Consider the following 16,030-nt stretch of genomic DNA (forward strand, 5'->3'; position numbering starts at 1 on the left):
GAGGCCGCTTCAGGAAATAGAAACGCCCCGGCGAGCCGGGGCGTTCTGGGGATCACACGGCGTTCAGTGATCTCAGCTTAGCGAATACCCGACTGACGCAGCGCCGCTGGCTGGAAGTCGGCCTTGCTGGCACTGAAGCCGAAGTCGTAGGCGCGTTTCTCTTCGTTCTTCATGCCCAGGGCCAGGTAACGACCGGACTGCAGGTCGTAAATGGCTTCCAGGGTGTACCAAGGTACTTCCACATTGTAATAAGGCTGGGCGTGAGCCTCGGACACACGCCACAGTTGGCCACGGCCGTCGTACTGGTCGATCACTGCAGCCTGCCAGGTGTCCTCATCGATATAGAAGTCACGCTTGGCGTAGATGTGCCGCTGGCCCGGCTTGAGGGTTGCAACTACGTGCCAGACGCGGCGCAGCTCGTAACGGGCCAAGTCCTGGTTGATGTGCCCGGCCTTGATGATGTCGGCGTACTTGAGCTTCGGATCATCCAGTTTGAAGGCGTTCGATGCGATGTACAGCTCCTTCTTGCCTTCCAGTTTCCAGTCATAACGATCGGGTGCACCGTTGAACATGTCCAGGTTGTCCGACGTACGCAGGCCGTCGGCGGCGGTGCCCGGGCCGTCATACGACACTTGCGGTGCCATGCGCACACGGCGTTGGCCTGCGTTGTAGATCCACGCCTTGCGCGGCTCCTTCACCTGGTCAAGGGTTTCGTGCACCAGCAGCACAGTCCCGGCCAGGCGCGCAGGCGCAGTAACTTCCTGCTTGAAGTAGAACAGGATGTTGCCTGGGTTGTTCGGGTCGTAGTCCTTCATCTTGTCGCGGAAGACGAACTGGTCGGAGAAGTACACGGGGTTGAACGAGCCGCTCTGCTGCGGCGTGGCCTGGGTCACCAGGCGGCTGACACTGCCGCCGCGGTAGCGGGTGATGTGGTTCCAGATCACCTCCAGGCCGCTTTTCGGGATAGGGAACGGCACTGCCGTGCGGAAGTTGCTCAGGCCGTTGCCGCCTTCCACCAGGGTGGTTTTAGTGGCGTTTTCCTTGATGGCCGCGAACACATCGGCAGGGACGGTTGCGCCGCGATGGGTCTTGAACACCGGGATCTTGTAGGTGTTCGGGTAGCGCTTGAACATGGCCAACTGGCCGGGCGAGAGCTTGTCCTTGTACTGGTCGGCATTCTGCGCAGTGATGGTGAACAGCGGCTTTTCGCTGCCGTACGGGTCGGACAGGAAGCCCTTGCCGTCGACGCTGCCTGCCGTCTTCGACAGCGGCTCCCAAGGGCCGATGGAGCCGTCGGCGTTGCCGGCCTTCTCGGCCCCCATCGGGGTCAGGGTGCTGCCCAGCTTGGCCGCCTCGTCGGCGGATACCGCAGCCATGACGCTGGTCGCCAGCAGGGACAGGCCCAGTACACCGGCTTGCAGCAGACTTCTGGTCTTGTTCATGTCGTGTCGTCCTGGATCTGTATGCTTAGAAGTTCACGCCGAAGCTGAGGGCGACGAAGTCGCGGTCATCCACGGTGCTGTACTTGCCATCGAAGAAGTTGGTGTACGAGAGGCTCGCCGTGTAGGTTTGCTGATACTCGGCATCCAGGCCCAGGCTGACAGCCTTGCGGCCTTCCTCGAAGTTGGCGCCAGGGCCCGGCGAGTAACCGGACACGTCATGCGACCAGGCCACGCTCGGCTTCAGGTTGATACCTGCGAAAACGTCGTTGTAGTCCCAGATGACACGGGCGCGGTAACCCCAGGAAGTGCTGGTGGTGTAGCCGTCGTTCTCGCATTTGCGGTTCAGGTTGGCGGTGGACGCCCCCGCACCGGCGCCGGCGATGGTGCTGCCATTGAGCGCCTGGCAGGTATCGGCGCCACCGGTGGATGGCAACGGACCTGGGCCGAACACCGGGTCGCGACCGTAGCGGGTATCGTGGGCATTCTCCAGGCCGCCGACATGGGTAACACCCACTTCACCGACGACAGTCATCCGGCTGGCACCCATCACCTGGTCGAAGAAGTGGGTCAGGGTGGTCTGGAACTGAGTGATCTCCTTGCGGCGATACCCGTGAAGGTCCTGCCCTGGCGTACCGGTCAGCAGCGATGCGTTGCTCAACGCGCCGCCAATTGGACGGACACCGGCGAACAGGATATCCGTGGTATTGAGCTGCACTGGCGCATTGGGGCGGTAGCTGACTTCGCCGCTCCAGGCGGTGCCAGTGGGTAACGTGGTGGAGAAGCTCAAGCCATAAAGGCGGATATCCTCGGGGTATTCCACAAAGTACTCGGAATTACCTGCCACGATCAAAGGTGCCAATGCGCGCAACTGTGCAGGCAGGGCGCTCAGCCCGGCGAACACGGACGGCGGGGCCCCTGTGGCACTGAAGATGGGAGCACGGCTGTGGTAATTCATGAAGTAGGCGCCGAACTCGGTGTCCAACGGCTCGAACATATAGCGCAAGGCCACACCGAACTGGCCGCTGTCACGCGCATCGCGGTCGGCACCACGGCGCACCATCACACCCTCTTCGTTGATGTTCACGCCCTGCGTGGCGAGGAACTGCTGCGCAGCGCCCGGCACCGTGCGGCTGCTATTGAGCACACGCAAGTTGTCGGTACAGCCGTCGGCAATGATGTCCGGCTGGGAGAAGAAGGTGCCGCAGTTGTCGACGACCGTCTGGTCCCACTCGAGCTGGTAAAAGGCCTCGGCCGACAGGTTGTCGGTCAGGCTCTGCGAGATGTAGAACATGTTGACGGGAATCAGGCCTTCCTTGATCTCGGCCCCGGGACGGCGGAACGCCGACACGTCGATGGGGTTGATCGCGTTGATGCCGCCGCCGATGAAGGTACTTTCGCCCCAGCTCACCACCTGCTTGCCGAAACGCACCGAGCCAGGCTGATCGCCGATGGCGTAGTTGTGATAGACAAAGGCGTCGAGCAGCTCGGCGCCGGACGACTTGGCGCCTTCCTTGCGGTTGGAGTCGCTGATGTCCTTGAACTCGCGGTTTTCGTCCTTCAGTTCGAAGTCGTACCAGTACTTGCCGCGGACGAACACACCGGTGTCGCCGTACTTGAGCTCCAGGTCATGAATGCCTTTGAAGATCTTGGAGAAGGTTTCGCCCTTCTTGAAGTTCAGGTGGCCATCGTCGGATGTCTGTGACAGGCCCTTGCCGCCGTTGTTCACCCCTATCAGGTTCTTGTTGGGGTTGGCCGTCGACCAGCTGGCGCCGATGGAGAGCGACGAGTCGAACTGGCCTTCGATTTCACCAATGTTGAAACTGACAGCGAAAGCAGGACTTGCGAGCGTGGAAGCAAGGCTGACGGCCAAGGGCAGCTTGGCCCGGCGCCAGAACAGGTTTGCAGATTTCATCGACGCTACTCCATGTACTTTTTTGTTATGGCAGTGAGTCCTTTCAAGAACGGCCCGAGCGACCGGATGACAGGCTTTCACCTGCCGGCGACACAGCTTGCGCATGTCGCCCTCCCCCATTCCTGAAAATCCCCTGGCCCCGACTATAGCCAGCAGGCACAGGCGCTTGATCCCTCTAAAGTGTGATTTGCGCTCCATGCCACCATCACGCTGCAGTTTTGTCTCGGTTGCGGGCTGGCACTGCTCAAGGATGGCGCATTTCTGTCGTTTGGCAAGACGGCGGGCTCTCTAACATGCGGGTCGCGCTCTTACGTACGCGACCCGCACAACGATTACAACGTGGAAAGAAACGTGCTGTTGCTGGCCTGCCACTGGACGATGTCCTGGCGGATGCGTTTCTTGTCGAGCTTGCCGACACTGGTCTTGGGAATTTCAGTAACAACGGCGATCTGGCTTGGAATCGCCCACTTGTTGATATGACCTTGTTCCACGAACGGCTTGAGGTGTTCCTTCAGCGCCTTGGCGTCAATCTCGTGGCCGTCACGTACCACCAGCAGGGCAAACGGGCGCTCACCCCACTGCGGGTCGGCCACCCCCACCACCGCCACTTCGCGCACGGCCGGGTGGCGGCTGATCAGGTCTTCCAGGTCGAGCGAGGAAACCCACTCGCCACCGGTCTTGATCACATCCTTGATGCGGTCGCGGATGTCGATGTAACCCATACCGTCTAGGGTGGCGACGTCACCGGTGTGCAGCCAGCCGCCCTGCCACAGCTCCTCGCTCTTCTCCGGCTCCTTGAAGTAGCCCATGGTCAGCCAAGGCGCTCGCAGTACCAGCTCGCCCTGGGTTTCACCATCGGCGGGCAGGAAGTTGCCTTCACCGTCGACGATGGCCGCTTCGACCAACGGCACCGGCACACCGGCCTTGATACGGTAGGTGACGCGCTCATCCTCGCTGCCGGCCTGCAGTTCATCGTTCAGGTGTGCGGCGGAGATCAGCGGGCAGGTTTCCGACATGCCATACGCGGCGGTCAGCTGGATGCCGCGCGCCAGGGCGGCCTGGTACAGCGAACGGTTGAGCGAGCTGCCGCCGATGATGATCTTCCAGCCGCCGAAGTTCTGCCCCTGGGCGTTCGGGCAGTTGAGCAGCATCTGCAGGATGGTCGGTACGCAGTGGGAGAAGGTGACCTTCTCTTCATGCCAAAGCTTGACCAGCATGTCCGGCTCGTAGCGCCCCGGGTACACCTGCTTCATACCGAGCATGGTGGCAGCGTAGGGGATGCCCCAGGCATGCACGTGGAACATCGGGGTGATGGGCATGTACACATCGTTGCTGCCCAGCAGGCGCACGCTATCGATACTGCCGGTGACCGAGGCCTCGGCCAGTGTGTGCAGTACCAACTGGCGGTGGGTGAAGTACACGCCCTTCGGGTTGCCGGTGGTGCCAGTGGTGTAGAAGGTAGTGGCCACCGAGTTCTCGTCGAAGTCCGGGAAGTCGTAGCGCGGGCTGGCAGCAGCCAGCAGTTGCTCATACTCGCCGACCAGGTCGGGCAGTTCGGCAGTCTTGTCCGGGCCATCGGTCAGCAGCAAGGTCTTGTCGACAGTGGTCAGCTGCCCGGCGATGGCCTGGTACAGGCCGACGAAGTCGCTGTTGACCAGCACCACGCGGTCTTCGGCATGGTTCATGGTGTAGAGGATCTGCTCGGGCGACAGGCGCACGTTGATGGTGTGCACCACAGCGCCGATCATCGGAATGGCGAACATGCATTCCAGGTAGCGATGGCTGTCCCAGTCCATCACCGCCACGGTGTCACCGGCCTTCACCCCAGCCTCGGTCAGCACATTGGCCAGGCGGGCAATGCGCTCGTTGAGCTGTGGATATGTCAGCCGCAACTGATCGCGGTAGACGATTTCGCGGGTCTTTTCATAGCGGCTGCCGGACATCAACAGGCGCTTGATCAGCAATGGATAGGCATAGGCGCCCTCGGCGGGCTTGATGATGCGTGTCTGCAACATGGGGATCCCTTTTCTGAAAAGCGGGCCGGACAAGTCTGGGTTTACTGTAGTTCGCCAATGTGACGGCCAAATCAGCCGAAGGAATGATTTGCGTGGCAGAGGTATGAGTGGCGGGCGTTGACGGGCGGCAAGGTTGAGCTAGACACTGCGGCGGCGGCTTCAGGTTTGCGCCGAAGCTGAGGGCCTCTTCGCGGGTAAGCCCGCTCCTGCAAGGGTTGTGGTGACCTTGTGGGCGCGGGCGTGCCCGCGAATGGCCACAACGCCCTTATCCCTCCCTGCCACCGGAGATCTTCATGTCCAGCCCGCGTCGCGCCGTGTTTCTCGATCACCAGTCCCTGGACCTTGGCGACCTCGACCTTTCGCCCCTGAAGCAGCAGTTCGACGCGTTCGAACTGTTCGCCGCCACCCGCCCGGAACAGGTTGCGGAACGCCTGCAGGGCGCCATGGCAGTGGTTAGCAACAAGGTCATGCTCGACGCCGCAACCCTGGCCGCCAACCCGCAACTGAAGCTGATCCTGGTGGCCGCCACCGGCACCAACAATGTCGACCTGGCTGCCGCCCGCGCCCAGGGCATCACGGTGTGCAACTGCCAGGGCTACGGCACGCCGTCTGTCGCCCAGCATACCCTGGCCCTGCTGTTGGCCCTGGCCACCCGGCTGTGCGACTACAACCAGGCGGTGGCCGATGGCCAGTGGGCCAAGGCCAGCCAGTTCTGCCTGCTGGACTTTCCTATCGTCGAACTGGAGGGCAAAACCCTCGGCCTGCTCGGCCACGGCGAACTGGGCGGCGCAGTGGCGAGGCTGGCCGAAGCCTTCGGTATGCGGGTACTGAGCGGGCAGATCCCTGGCCGACCGGAGCGCGCCGACCGGTTGCCGCTGGACGAGTTGCTGCCGCAAGTCGACGCCCTGACCCTGCACTGCCCGCTGAACGAGCACACCCGGCATATGCTCGGTGCCCGCGAACTGGCCCTGCTCAAGCCCAACGCGCTGGTGGTCAACACCGCCCGTGGTGGCCTGATCGACGAACAGGCGTTGGCCGATGCCCTGCGCGGTGGTCACCTGGGCGGCGCGGCCACCGACGTGCTGAGCGTGGAGCCGCCGGTCAACGGCAACCCGCTGCTGGAGCCCGGCATCCCGCGCCTGATCATCACCCCGCACAGCGCCTGGGGTGCCGTGGAGTCGCGCCAGCGCATCGTCGGCCAGCTCAGCGAGAACGCCCAGGCTTTCTTCGCCGGGCAGCCACGCCGTGTGGTCAGCTGAGCCTGGCGCCCGCCTCTGCTACACTGCGCCACTTTTTTCCAGGAGACGTCGTCCATGGACCCGCGCAGTGAAGTGTTGCTCCGTCAGGCTGAGCTGTTTCAGGGGCCGCTGCTGGTCGCCGGCGCCCCCGCCGACGACCTGCTCGGCCAGTTGCCTCAGGCCCAGGCCTGGACCTGGCATGCCGGTGATCAGGCCATGCTCGAAAGCCGCTTCGCAGGCCGCAGCCATTTCGGCGTCGAGGCCCCTGAAGCAGCATTCGACAGCGCCGTGCTGTTCCTGCCCAAATCCCGCGAGCTGGCCGCCTACCTGCTCAACGCCCTGGCGTCGCGACTGGCTGGCCGCGAGCTGTACCTGGTCGGCGAGAAGCGCGGTGGCATCGAGGGCGCGGCCAAGCAGCTGCAGGCCTTTGGCAAGCCACGCAAACTCGACAGCGCCCGGCACTGCCAGCTGTGGCAAGTGACCATCGACCAGGCGCCGCAGGCAAAACCGCTGGAAAGCCTGGCCGAGCGCTTCGAGCTGGCCCTGGAAGACGGCCCGCTGCAGGTGGTCAGCCTGCCTGGGGTATTCAGCCATGGCCGACTCGACCGAGGTACCGCCCTGCTCCTGAAGCATCTTGACGGCCTGCCCGGTGGCCACATGCTGGACTTTGGCTGCGGTGCCGGGGTACTGGGTGCCACGCTCAAACGCCGTTACCCACAAAGCCGGGTGACCTTGCTGGACGTGGATGCCTTCGCCGTGGCCGCCAGCCGCCTGACGCTGGCAGCCAACGGCCTGGAAGGCGAAGTGATCAGCGGCGATGGCATCGACGCAGCCCCTACTGAACTGAGCCTTATCCTGAGCAACCCACCGTTCCACACCGGCGTACATACCAACTACCAGGCTTCGGAAAACTTGCTGAAAAAATCCGCCATTCATCTGCGAAAAGGTGGCGAAATGCGCTTGGTCGCCAACAGTTTCCTGCGCTACCAGCCACTCATCGAAGGGGCATTGGGCAACTGCCAGGTACGTGACGAGGCCGATGGTTTCCGCATCTACCAGGCAACTCGCGGATAAAAAACAGCGCTTGCCGAAAACGTTTTGCCTAGGCAGAATCCGCACCGTCCTAGGGGAGTAGTCTCCCGCGAGCACCCAGCTCGCCCGGTACGCGTCAACATACTTGGTCCACAGACCATGGCGCGTGCGACCCACCATGCACGCCTGCATGGCGAGATCCGCATAGACGGATCGAGGGTTTGACAAGACCTATGACACGCACACCTTACCCGGGGCGGGGAGGCTGTACGTGTCATAGCCGTGTCGACCCGCCCCCGTAGGAATCCTGATGCTGGAATCACTGCTGGTCCCCACCGCTATCGTTGCCCTGGCCGAGATCGGTGACAAGACGCAACTACTCGCACTCATTCTCGCTGCCCGCTTCCGCAAACCCTGGCCGATCATCGCCGGCATCATCGCCGCCACCCTGGCCAACCATGCCGCAGCCGGTGCCGTGGGGGCGTGGGTCGGCAGCTTCTTCAGCGATTCGGCCCTGCACTGGATCCTGGCTGCGAGCTTTACCGCCACCGCACTGTGGACGCTGGTACCGGACAAGATGGATGACGACGAGAACCCGGCTCGCCGTTTTGGGCCGTTCCTGACGACGCTGATTGCGTTCTTCCTGGCCGAAATCGGTGACAAGACCCAGGTCGCCACCGTGATGCTGGCTGCACAGTACCCGCACCTGATCATGGTCATTATCGGCACTACCCTGGGCATGCTGATTGCCAACGTGCCGGTGGTACTGGCGGGTAACTTCGCGGCTGACAAACTGCCGTTGACGCTGATTCGTCGCCTGGCGGCAACGGCGTTCTTCGTGCTGGCGATCGTGGCCGTCTATTCGGCGATGAAGGCCAGTGGCTGGATTGGGTAAAGGGAAAAGCTGGGGCTGCCATGCAGCCCCAGGATTCAGGCATTCACGGCTTGGCTGCAGCCTGATACAGCGGCATCACCTTCGGAATCGCCGCCTGCAGCGAAGCAATGCGGCTCTCGGACGCCGGGTGAGTACTCATGAACTCAGGCGGTGCACCTTCGGAAGCCTTGCTCATCTTGTTCCACAAGGTGATCGCGGCATTCGGGTCGTAGCCTGCACGGGCCGACAGCTCCAGGCCAATCAGGTCGGCCTCGTTCTCGTTGGCCCGGCTGTTGGGCAAGGTCATGGCGTAGTTCACCACCGTGTCGGCCATGGCCATGCTGCCCTGGCCGAGGCCGAAGATGGCACCGGCACCCTGGCGGGCCATTTCCACACCGTATGCCTTGGACATGGCCTCGCGGCTGTGCTCGCGCAAGGCGTGGGCAATCTCGTGCCCCACCACTGCGGCAATTTCCGCATCGGTGAGCTTGAGCTGATCGATCAGCCCGGTGTAGACGATGATCTTGCCGCCCGGACCGCAGTTGGCGTTCAGTTCGTCACTCTTGATCACGTTGACTTGCCAGTCCCACTGCGCGGCATCCGGGCGGAATTTGGGCGCCTGGGCGATCAGGCGGCTGGCAATTGCCTGCACACGCTTGGCATCGGCACTGGACTTGTCGAGCACACCCTTGCTCGATGCTTCACCCAGGGTCTGCTGATACGACTGGGCGTACATCTTGTTGACCTCATCGGTCGAGAGCATGCTGAACATGTATTGCTGGCGCTCGACGCCAACAGCACCACCGCTGGTGGTATTCACCGCCTGGCAGCCGGCCAGCAGAATGCCAGCGCTCAGCAGGCTGACGACAAAAGACTTACGCATGAAAACACTCCCTTTTTACATGCGCCGTATCCTAGGCCGAGTCGCCAGTGGCTGCCATAGCCGCAGGGAAGATTTTCGTCGCTGTAACGGCCTCTTCGCGGGCAAGCCCGCTCCTACACGGGTAACACGACCGTTGGTAGGAGCGGGCTTGCCCGCGAAAGGGCCGGCGCAGGCACCCCATCAATCCCGCTTCGGCTCATTGCCGAAAATGGCCGCCTTGGCCGCTGGGAAGATTTTCGTCGCCTGTACCGCTCCCTTCGCGGGCAAGCCCGCCCGTACAGGGGAACACGACCGTTGTAGGAGCGGGCTTGCCCGCGAAAGGGCCGGCGCAGACAACCCATCAAGCCGGGGTCAGGCACTCCGGCGCATCCAGCTTCGGGTCATTGACGAAATTGGCCAAGGCCCGCTCACGCAACGTCGCCGGCGGGCTGGCCAGCAGCTCGTGCAAGCGGGTTACCGGCGTGTCCGGGTCAAGCCAGGCCGCCTGCCCCGCCTCGTCGAGGATGAGCGGCCGACGCTGGTTCATGGCGGCCTGGGTCACCACCGCGCAACTCAGCCAAACCTGATCCTGCACCGGATAGGCCTCCCACACCGCCGCAAAGTAGAGCGCCGCGCCCTCCCCCGGGGTCAACCAGTACGGGCGTTTGCGCACGCTGCCACGCCATTCGTAAAAGCCGTTGGCCGGCATCAGGCAGCGGCGCTGGCGAAATGCATCGCGAAACATCGGCTGTTCGGCCAGCGTTTCGGCGCGGGCATGGGCAGGGGTACGGGACAGGTCGGTGAGCCAGGCCGGGGTCAACCCCCAGCGCGCCTTGGCCAGTTGCTGCTGGCCGTCAAGCTGACGCTGGATCAGCACCGACGCCCCAGGCGATATATTCCATTGGGCCGGCTGGCCGACGGGAAAACCTGGCAGACTGGCAAGGGCCTGGGGCCAGCGAAACAGGGCATAACGTCCACACATGGGCGAATTCAGAACCTAGCAGATCAAGGTACCGGGGACATTCTCCGGTTCGTCGCCAACCAGTGGCTGGGCGTCATTGTACGCATCGATCAGCTGTCGTGCGCATTCGGCCTGCTCATCAGACACGACGAGCCCCAGCAGTCCCTGCAAGGGCAGCTCGCCGGCGGCACCGACCAGGTCACGGCCGACCACATGTACCTCGATCCCCTCGCTGGCAAGCATGCCTGCCAGCATTTCCGCTTCGAGCAGGCCTTCCGGTTCGTAGATGCGCTGCATCAGGTATCGTCCTCGCGTCGGACTTCGAGCATCCATTCGTCACCGTGCACCTGCAGAATGCACACCACAGGCTGGCAGCACACCTGGCAATCCTCGGTATAAACCTGATCACCAGCAGACAGATCGACGGTAGTTTCCACACGTTCGCCACAATAAGGGCAATCATAGAAGTCGGTTTCCAGCATCGCGGCCTCCGCAGTGACTTATGCGTATAATTGCCGGTCTGTTTACAGGGTCTGTGTGCGTCCGAGCCGTTTTTCGGAGCCCGTCCCTACCTTATTACCCTAGCCGTTTCCAACAAGAGAGCATGATGGGCGAATTCGATGCCATCCGACCGTATGACGACGCTGAGGTCCCTGCCGTTCTGGCACGCCTGCTCAGCGACCCGGCATTCCTCGATATCCTCACCCACTTCCGCTTTCCGCGTGCGGCCGGTGCTCTCGGCTGGTTGCTCAAGCCCTTGATCGCACGCCGCCTGCGCAAGGAATTCGCCGGCGTTACCTGTGTCTCGACCTTGCAGGACAAAGTCGAGTACTACGTCGACCAGACCATCGATCGCGCCACCGACGGCGTCACCTACTCGGGTGTGGAACAGCTTAAGGCCGGCACCGCCTACCTGTTCCTGGCCAACCACCGTGACATCGTCATGGACCCGGCCTTCGTCAACTACGCGGTGTACCACGCCGGCCTGCCCACGCCGCGTATCGCCATTGGCGACAACCTGCTGCAGAAGCCCTTTGTCAGCGACATGATGCGCCTGAACAAGAGCTTCATCGTGCACCGTTCGATCAGCGGGCGGCGTGAAAAACTGGCTGCTTACCAACTGCTGTCGGCCTACATCAACCACTCGATCCGCAACGATGCCACCTCGATCTGGATCGCCCAGGCCGAAGGTCGGGCCAAGGACGGTGACGACCGTACCGACTCGGCGATTCTCAAGATGTTCCACATGAGCCGCAAGGACGAACCGTTCGGTGCAGTGATCCAGAGCCTGAACCTGACCCCGGTATCGATCAGCTACGAATACGACCCGTGCGACCAGGCCAAGGCCCGCGAGCTGTACATCCGCGCCACCACCGGCACCTACCAGAAGGCGCCCGGCGAAGATGACAACAGCATCGCCAAAGGCATCACCGGCTACAAGGGCCGCGTGCACATCAACTTTGCGCCGCCGGTAACCGAGTACCACGAAGACACCAAGCAGCTGGCGGCGGAGATCGACCGGCAGATCCTGGGGGGCTACCGACTGTTTCCGGTGCATTACCTGGCGTATGCGATGTGGGAGGGCAAGGACGAAGCCCTGCAGGTGCCAAGCGCCGAGAAGGTGTTCCCCGCGGATGAACTGGCCAAGGCCAAGGAAGAATGGCAACGGCGTCTGGATGCCTGCCCGCAAGAGCAGCGGCCGTACCTGGTGTTGCAGTATGCGACGCCAGTGCGCAACCAGTATCAGGTCAGGCAGCAGGCACCTGTAGCCTGATCAGGTTTGGGGCTGCGTTGCAGCCCCGATGCTTCTCAGATCCAGGTGCTGAACCAGGAAAGCAGCAGTGCCATCGCCAGGCACGAAAAGCCAAGAATGTAGAAGTATTTCGGCACACGAAGGTCGAAAGCGTTCACTACCCCCTCGTCTGCCGCCATGTACTCGCGGGTTTCGGCCTCGCGCCGTCGCGCGCTGTGCAGCAGCAAACCGCCCGGGCAGGTCAGCAGCAGCGCCAGCAGGTTGATCAGCTTGGTGGGATGGGCGGCCAGGAACCCCCAGAGCACTTGCAAGGACATCACGCAACCTCGATGTGAGCAATGGCAAAGGCCAGCATTCTACCCAAGTCGCACCTTGGCGCCCGGTCTTGGCGACAAACTGTCATTAAATTTCATCTGTCATCCGCTCGTCATCAATACAGGCGACCCTGTCGGCCTTTTGATGACCCGGAGCTTTTTCATGTTGCACGCCGAAAACCAGGACCGCCTTTACCTCGTTGCCCAGAGTGATGAGCAACAGGCGCTGATCGATGGTTTTGCGATCAATGTGCAGGACCGCCAGTGGCTGGTCTACTGCGCGCTTGGCGGGCATGTACATGAGGACTTGCCCGAAGTGGATGCAGGCACAGGGTTCAGCTTGCTGGATTTCCACATAGAAGCTGCGTGAATCTGTGCTGACCAGACAGCAAAAACCCGCTGCCTGTCACTCAGGCAGCGGGTTTCTGGCATAACCTGAAGCTTACTGACCCAGCACCTGCCCGATGCTCGGGTCCTTGAACAGGCGGGTCAGGGCATCGCTCAGCACATCCCCCACCAGCTGGTTATTGGTGTCCTGATTCGGCGCCATGCCGAAACGCTGGTCCAGCGAAGCGCCATAACGGCCGCTGTAACGGCGGCCACCATTGGTCACATCAGCACGGAAAGTGGCGCCGATGGTGGCCTCGGTCACGTAAAGGTTGTCTTTCGGCGACTGGTACTTCAGCTCGGCCAGGGTCACGGTCAGCTGCGGTGCATTGCCGGCGTTCGGGGTCGGGGTGAAGCCGAGCAGGCGCACAGCGGCTTCAGCCTGGGCCTGCAGCTTGGGTACCACGTCATTACCGCTGACGCTGATGGTGCTGGTCTCGGGGTACATGCCACCGCGGGTACCCAGAGACTGCGAAGGCCGGCCATCGACTACCCGGACCACCACCGGCTGGCCATGGCCGACCGGGGCCAGTTGGGCCTTGAGCGTGGGTTGCGGGTTGAGTTGTTGCGGGCTGTGGGCACAACCGACAAGGCTAAGGCTGGCCACGGCGATCAAACCGAACAACAGACGTTGCAACATGCGCGTTTCTCCAGAAAATGCGGCAAAGGCCCACAGTATACCTAGCCAGGCACAGACCAGTCATCGGCCCGGCCCGCTTGTCACAATCGTTTCATGGCCACCCCCTTATCCTTGCGCCAAGCCCTAACGCAAAGGACTCGCCGCCATGACCTCGCTCTGGACTCAGCTCTTCCAACGGCCGCGCCACAACGCTTATGCCCGCCTTGACGCTGATGGCAAATGCCTGGCGTTCAAGCAATGCAGCCAGGCACCAAGCGGCCTCGACTGGGTGCAGATCCGCGAAATTCAGCTGGCCTGGCTGGGCCGCGAGCTGCCCATCGAAGCCCGGGTTTGCGCCCGCGCAAACCGCCGTTGGCACCAGCGCCTCCTCGCTGCCTGACAAACGCTGCAATAAAAACCACGAATGGCGACATTTCTGCCCGCGACATCGCTATAATCTCCCCCCGATTATAAGGACGTCTCCTGATCGGGCCCCGCACTCGCCGATTGACCCCGGCAACTTCACCGCTTCGCCCACAGAGAGCCTTCCACTCAGGTCTTGCATCGGCTGTCGTGCCTGTTTTTCCGGCCCTTCACACTGCATGAACCTGCGGGTTGCCATCGCGCAGTCCCCTTTTGAGGTTCACGTCTCCAAAAGAGCGTGAAAAAACGGTTTTCACAACTTCACAAGAGTGTGGCGAGCAAATGAACAGTCTGGCATGTGCAAAAGCGGCAGATGTGTCCCGAACAGCCCTGAACAGGCGGCAGATGCGCTCATCCCGTATGAGTGTCTGAACCGTTCCATAACGCACGCACGACACCTTGACCATAAGTCGAATTGCCGCACCTGTGGCAAACGGCGTTCAATACACGAACCCGAAGACTGATTGGCGGTGTCCGCGGAAGTTGCAAGAACTGCGAAAAGTCGGACATGGCGACCCTGGCAACCCCAGGTCCTATGCTGTCAATTAGGTAGCTGTAGATTGTGGAGACGCGTTAAATGGCGCAGAACGAATCGGTTGATGTGGTACTGGTAGGCGCGGGCATCATGAGTGCCACCCTGGCCGTACTGCTCAAGGAGCTTGACCCGACCCTGAAGCTTGAGGTCGTCGAGGCGATGGACTCCGGGGCCGCGGAAAGCTCCAACCCCTGGAACAACGCAGGCACCGGCCACGCCGGCCTGTGCGAGCTGAACTACACGCCGCAGGCCGCCGATGGCAGCATCGACATCAAGAAGGCCGTGCACATCAACACCCAGTTCGAGGTTTCGCGCCAGTTCTGGGCCTACCTGAGCAAGAAGGGCAACTTCGGCTCGGCGCGTGCCTTCATCAACCCTGTCCCACACCTGAGTTATGTCGAGGGTGACAAGGGTGTTTCCTTCCTCAAGAAGCGCTTCGAGCTGCTCAAGCAGCACCACGCCTTCGCCGAGATGGAATACACCGAAGACAAGGCCGTGATGAACGACTGGATGCCGCTGATGATGCCTGGCCGCCCGGCCGACCAGCACATCGCTGCTACCCGCGTGGCCAAAGGCACCGACGTGAACTTCGGCGCACTGACCAACAAGCTGCTCAAGCTGCTGGGCGACTCGCCGGACGCGCAAGTCAAGTACAGCAAGAAGGTTGTCGGCCTGCGCCGTAACGGCAGCGGCTGGACCGTGAGCATCAAGGACGTCAACAGCGGCGGCAGCCGTGAAGTCGACGCCCGCTTCGTCTTCCTCGGCGCCGGCGGCGCGGCCCTGCCGCTGCTGCAGTTGTCCGGCATCCCGGAAAGCAAAGGTTTCGGCGGCTTCCCTGTCAGCGGCCAGTGGCTGCGTTGCGACAACCCGGAAATCGTCAAGCAGCACCAGGCCAAGGTCTACAGCCAGGCCGCTGTCGGCGCCCCGCCGATGTCGGTACCGCACCTGGACACCCGCGTCGTGGACGGCAAGACTTCACTGCTGTTCGGCCCGTATGCCGGTTTCACTACCAAGTTCCTCAAGCACGGCTCGCTGATGGACCTGCCGCTGTCGGTGCGCATGGGCAACATCGGCCCGATGCTGGCTGTGGCCCGCGACAACATGGACCTGACCAAGTACCTGGTCAGCGAAGTGATGCAGTCGATGGAGCAGCGTCTGGAAGCCCTGCGTCGTTTCTATCCGCAGGCCAAGGCCGAGGACTGGCGCCTGGAAGTGGCGGGTCAGCGCGTGCAGATCATCAAGAAAGACCCGAAAAAAGGCGGCGTACTGCAGTTCGGTACCGAGCTGGTCTCGGCCCAGGACGGCAGCCTGGCAGCACTGCTCGGCGCATCGCCGGGTGCCTCGGTGACCGTGTCGATCATGCTGGAACTGATCGAGCGCTGCTTCCCCGAGCAGGCCAAGGGTGCCTGGGCTGCCAAGCTCAAGGAAATCTTCCCGGCTCGCGAGAAGACCCTGGCAACCGATGCTGCGCTGTACCACAAGATCAGTGCCGATAACGACGCGGCGCTGGATCTGGCAGAGAGCAGCCCGGCGGCCAAGCACTACGCCTAAGCCGGCCTGAAACGCAAAAACGCCCCTCGGGGCGTTTTTTGTGCCTGGGCGTTTGTCAGCCTGTGCCGGCCCTTTCGCGGGTAAACCCGCTCCTACAAAGACCGCATATCCT

The 16,030-nt window shown here is 62.3% G+C and carries 16 protein-coding genes and 1 riboswitch; of the genes, 7 read left to right on the forward strand and 9 right to left on the reverse strand.

The window, feature by feature from the left end; genetic code table 11:
* Positions 1 to 77 precede the first annotated feature (77 nt).
* From ACF8GF_RS11910 to ACF8GF_RS11920, 3 genes are all read right to left on the reverse strand, one after another.
* Positions 78 to 1,442: a DUF1329 domain-containing protein gene (locus tag ACF8GF_RS11910; RefSeq protein WP_176684989.1), complete on the reverse strand. Its 1,365-nt coding sequence runs from the start codon at positions 1,440 to 1,442 to the stop codon at positions 78 to 80.
* Between the two features lie 25 nt (positions 1,443 to 1,467).
* Positions 1,468 to 3,354, reverse strand: a complete 1,887-nt coding sequence (locus tag ACF8GF_RS11915; protein WP_176684988.1) for a DUF1302 domain-containing protein — start codon at positions 3,352 to 3,354, stop codon at positions 1,468 to 1,470.
* 332 nt (positions 3,355 to 3,686) lie between these two features.
* Entirely contained in the window at positions 3,687 to 5,369 is a 1,683-nt protein-coding gene (locus tag ACF8GF_RS11920) for a fatty acid--CoA ligase (RefSeq protein WP_176684987.1), read from the reverse strand.
* Positions 5,370 to 5,662: 293 nt separating this feature from the next.
* Between ACF8GF_RS11920 and ACF8GF_RS11925 the strand changes: the two genes are divergently transcribed.
* From ACF8GF_RS11925 to ACF8GF_RS11935, 3 genes are all read left to right on the forward strand, one after another.
* A complete protein-coding gene (locus ACF8GF_RS11925) occupies positions 5,663 to 6,628 on the forward strand; it encodes a 2-hydroxyacid dehydrogenase (RefSeq protein ID WP_176684986.1) in 966 nt (321 codons plus the stop codon).
* Positions 6,629 to 6,682: 54 nt separating this feature from the next.
* A complete protein-coding gene (locus tag ACF8GF_RS11930) occupies positions 6,683 to 7,681 on the forward strand; it encodes a methyltransferase (RefSeq protein WP_392487676.1) in 999 nt (332 codons plus the stop codon).
* Between the two features lie 40 nt (positions 7,682 to 7,721).
* Positions 7,722 to 7,861: riboswitch (yybP-ykoY riboswitch) on the forward strand.
* Between the two features lie 88 nt (positions 7,862 to 7,949).
* Entirely contained in the window at positions 7,950 to 8,534 is a 585-nt protein-coding gene (locus ACF8GF_RS11935; protein WP_003247342.1) for a TMEM165/GDT1 family protein, read from the forward strand.
* A gap of 43 nt (positions 8,535 to 8,577) precedes the next feature.
* On the opposite strand, the gene ACF8GF_RS11940 is transcribed toward ACF8GF_RS11935, so the two are convergent.
* The 4 genes from ACF8GF_RS11940 to ACF8GF_RS11955 all read right to left on the reverse strand — a co-directional run bounded on the left by ACF8GF_RS11940 (position 8,578) and on the right by ACF8GF_RS11955 (position 10,818).
* Complete coding sequence (locus tag ACF8GF_RS11940) at positions 8,578 to 9,396, reverse strand: M48 family metallopeptidase (protein ID WP_176684984.1); 819 nt, start codon at positions 9,394 to 9,396, stop codon at positions 8,578 to 8,580.
* 340 nt (positions 9,397 to 9,736) lie between these two features.
* Positions 9,737 to 10,357: an SOS response-associated peptidase gene (locus ACF8GF_RS11945; protein ID WP_176684983.1), complete on the reverse strand. Its 621-nt coding sequence runs from the start codon at positions 10,355 to 10,357 to the stop codon at positions 9,737 to 9,739.
* 15 nt (positions 10,358 to 10,372) lie between these two features.
* Positions 10,373 to 10,633: a putative signal transducing protein gene (locus ACF8GF_RS11950; protein ID WP_176684982.1), complete on the reverse strand. Its 261-nt coding sequence runs from the start codon at positions 10,631 to 10,633 to the stop codon at positions 10,373 to 10,375.
* Entirely contained in the window at positions 10,633 to 10,818 is a 186-nt protein-coding gene (locus tag ACF8GF_RS11955) for a CPXCG motif-containing cysteine-rich protein (protein WP_010951999.1), read from the reverse strand. Before ACF8GF_RS11955 ends, ACF8GF_RS11950 begins: the two co-directional genes overlap by 1 nt.
* A 122-nt stretch (positions 10,819 to 10,940) precedes the next feature.
* Between ACF8GF_RS11955 and ACF8GF_RS11960 the strand changes: the two genes are divergently transcribed.
* On the forward strand, positions 10,941 to 12,110 hold the full coding sequence (locus ACF8GF_RS11960; RefSeq protein WP_176684981.1) for a 1-acyl-sn-glycerol-3-phosphate acyltransferase: 1,170 nt from the start codon (positions 10,941 to 10,943) through the stop codon (positions 12,108 to 12,110).
* Positions 12,111 to 12,145: 35 nt separating this feature from the next.
* Here ACF8GF_RS11960 and ACF8GF_RS11965 read toward each other — a convergent pair whose 3' ends face one another.
* Positions 12,146 to 12,406 (reverse strand): hypothetical protein, encoded by a 261-nt coding sequence (locus ACF8GF_RS11965; protein WP_176684980.1) that lies wholly within the window; start codon positions 12,404 to 12,406, stop codon positions 12,146 to 12,148.
* A gap of 160 nt (positions 12,407 to 12,566) precedes the next feature.
* Between ACF8GF_RS11965 and ACF8GF_RS11970 the strand changes: the two genes are divergently transcribed.
* Positions 12,567 to 12,773, forward strand: a complete 207-nt coding sequence (locus ACF8GF_RS11970) for a hypothetical protein (RefSeq protein WP_003247353.1) — start codon at positions 12,567 to 12,569, stop codon at positions 12,771 to 12,773.
* A gap of 72 nt (positions 12,774 to 12,845) precedes the next feature.
* On the opposite strand, the gene ACF8GF_RS11975 is transcribed toward ACF8GF_RS11970, so the two are convergent.
* Positions 12,846 to 13,430, reverse strand: a complete 585-nt coding sequence (locus ACF8GF_RS11975) for a YajG family lipoprotein (protein WP_021783486.1) — start codon at positions 13,428 to 13,430, stop codon at positions 12,846 to 12,848.
* A gap of 145 nt (positions 13,431 to 13,575) precedes the next feature.
* On the opposite strand from ACF8GF_RS11975, the gene ACF8GF_RS11980 reads away from it, so the two are divergent.
* Both ACF8GF_RS11980 and mqo read left to right on the forward strand, forming a co-directional pair.
* The gene (locus ACF8GF_RS11980; protein ID WP_176684978.1) at positions 13,576 to 13,809 is read left to right on the forward strand and encodes a hypothetical protein; all 234 of its coding nucleotides are present in this window, start codon (positions 13,576 to 13,578) and stop codon (positions 13,807 to 13,809) included.
* Positions 13,810 to 14,409: 600 nt separating this feature from the next.
* Positions 14,410 to 15,918, forward strand: coding sequence for a malate dehydrogenase (quinone) (mqo, locus tag ACF8GF_RS11985; RefSeq protein ID WP_003247357.1), 1,509 nt, complete (start codon positions 14,410 to 14,412; stop codon positions 15,916 to 15,918).
* Positions 15,919 to 16,030 lie beyond the last annotated feature (112 nt).

It is taken from the genome of Pseudomonas sp. yb_5, from assembly GCF_043103865.1.
GTDB classification, from domain to species: domain Bacteria; phylum Pseudomonadota; class Gammaproteobacteria; order Pseudomonadales; family Pseudomonadaceae; genus Aquipseudomonas; species Aquipseudomonas putida_Y.

What these genes read in the sequence shown, in the direction of transcription:
- ACF8GF_RS11910 (WP_176684989.1), bottom strand. Translation starts at nt 1,442, where the DNA reads ATGAACAAGACCAGAAGTCTGCTGCAAGCCGGTGTACTGGGCCTGTCC.
- ACF8GF_RS11915 (WP_176684988.1), bottom strand. Translation starts at nt 3,354, where the DNA reads ATGAAATCTGCAAACCTGTTCTGGCGCCGGGCCAAGCTGCCCTTGGCC.
- ACF8GF_RS11920 (WP_176684987.1), bottom strand. Translation starts at nt 5,369, where the DNA reads ATGTTGCAGACACGCATCATCAAGCCCGCCGAGGGCGCCTATGCCTAT.
- ACF8GF_RS11925 (WP_176684986.1), top strand. Translation starts at nt 5,663, where the DNA reads ATGTCCAGCCCGCGTCGCGCCGTGTTTCTCGATCACCAGTCCCTGGAC.
- ACF8GF_RS11930 (WP_392487676.1), top strand. Translation starts at nt 6,683, where the DNA reads ATGGACCCGCGCAGTGAAGTGTTGCTCCGTCAGGCTGAGCTGTTTCAG.
- ACF8GF_RS11935 (WP_003247342.1), top strand. Translation starts at nt 7,950, where the DNA reads ATGCTGGAATCACTGCTGGTCCCCACCGCTATCGTTGCCCTGGCCGAG.
- ACF8GF_RS11940 (WP_176684984.1), bottom strand. Translation starts at nt 9,396, where the DNA reads ATGCGTAAGTCTTTTGTCGTCAGCCTGCTGAGCGCTGGCATTCTGCTG.
- ACF8GF_RS11945 (WP_176684983.1), bottom strand. Translation starts at nt 10,357, where the DNA reads ATGTGTGGACGTTATGCCCTGTTTCGCTGGCCCCAGGCCCTTGCCAGT.
- ACF8GF_RS11950 (WP_176684982.1), bottom strand. Translation starts at nt 10,633, where the DNA reads ATGCAGCGCATCTACGAACCGGAAGGCCTGCTCGAAGCGGAAATGCTG.
- ACF8GF_RS11955 (WP_010951999.1), bottom strand. Translation starts at nt 10,818, where the DNA reads ATGCTGGAAACCGACTTCTATGATTGCCCTTATTGTGGCGAACGTGTG.
- ACF8GF_RS11960 (WP_176684981.1), top strand. Translation starts at nt 10,941, where the DNA reads ATGATGGGCGAATTCGATGCCATCCGACCGTATGACGACGCTGAGGTC.
- ACF8GF_RS11965 (WP_176684980.1), bottom strand. Translation starts at nt 12,406, where the DNA reads ATGTCCTTGCAAGTGCTCTGGGGGTTCCTGGCCGCCCATCCCACCAAG.
- ACF8GF_RS11970 (WP_003247353.1), top strand. Translation starts at nt 12,567, where the DNA reads ATGTTGCACGCCGAAAACCAGGACCGCCTTTACCTCGTTGCCCAGAGT.
- ACF8GF_RS11975 (WP_021783486.1), bottom strand. Translation starts at nt 13,430, where the DNA reads ATGTTGCAACGTCTGTTGTTCGGTTTGATCGCCGTGGCCAGCCTTAGC.
- ACF8GF_RS11980 (WP_176684978.1), top strand. Translation starts at nt 13,576, where the DNA reads ATGACCTCGCTCTGGACTCAGCTCTTCCAACGGCCGCGCCACAACGCT.
- mqo (WP_003247357.1), top strand. Translation starts at nt 14,410, where the DNA reads ATGGCGCAGAACGAATCGGTTGATGTGGTACTGGTAGGCGCGGGCATC.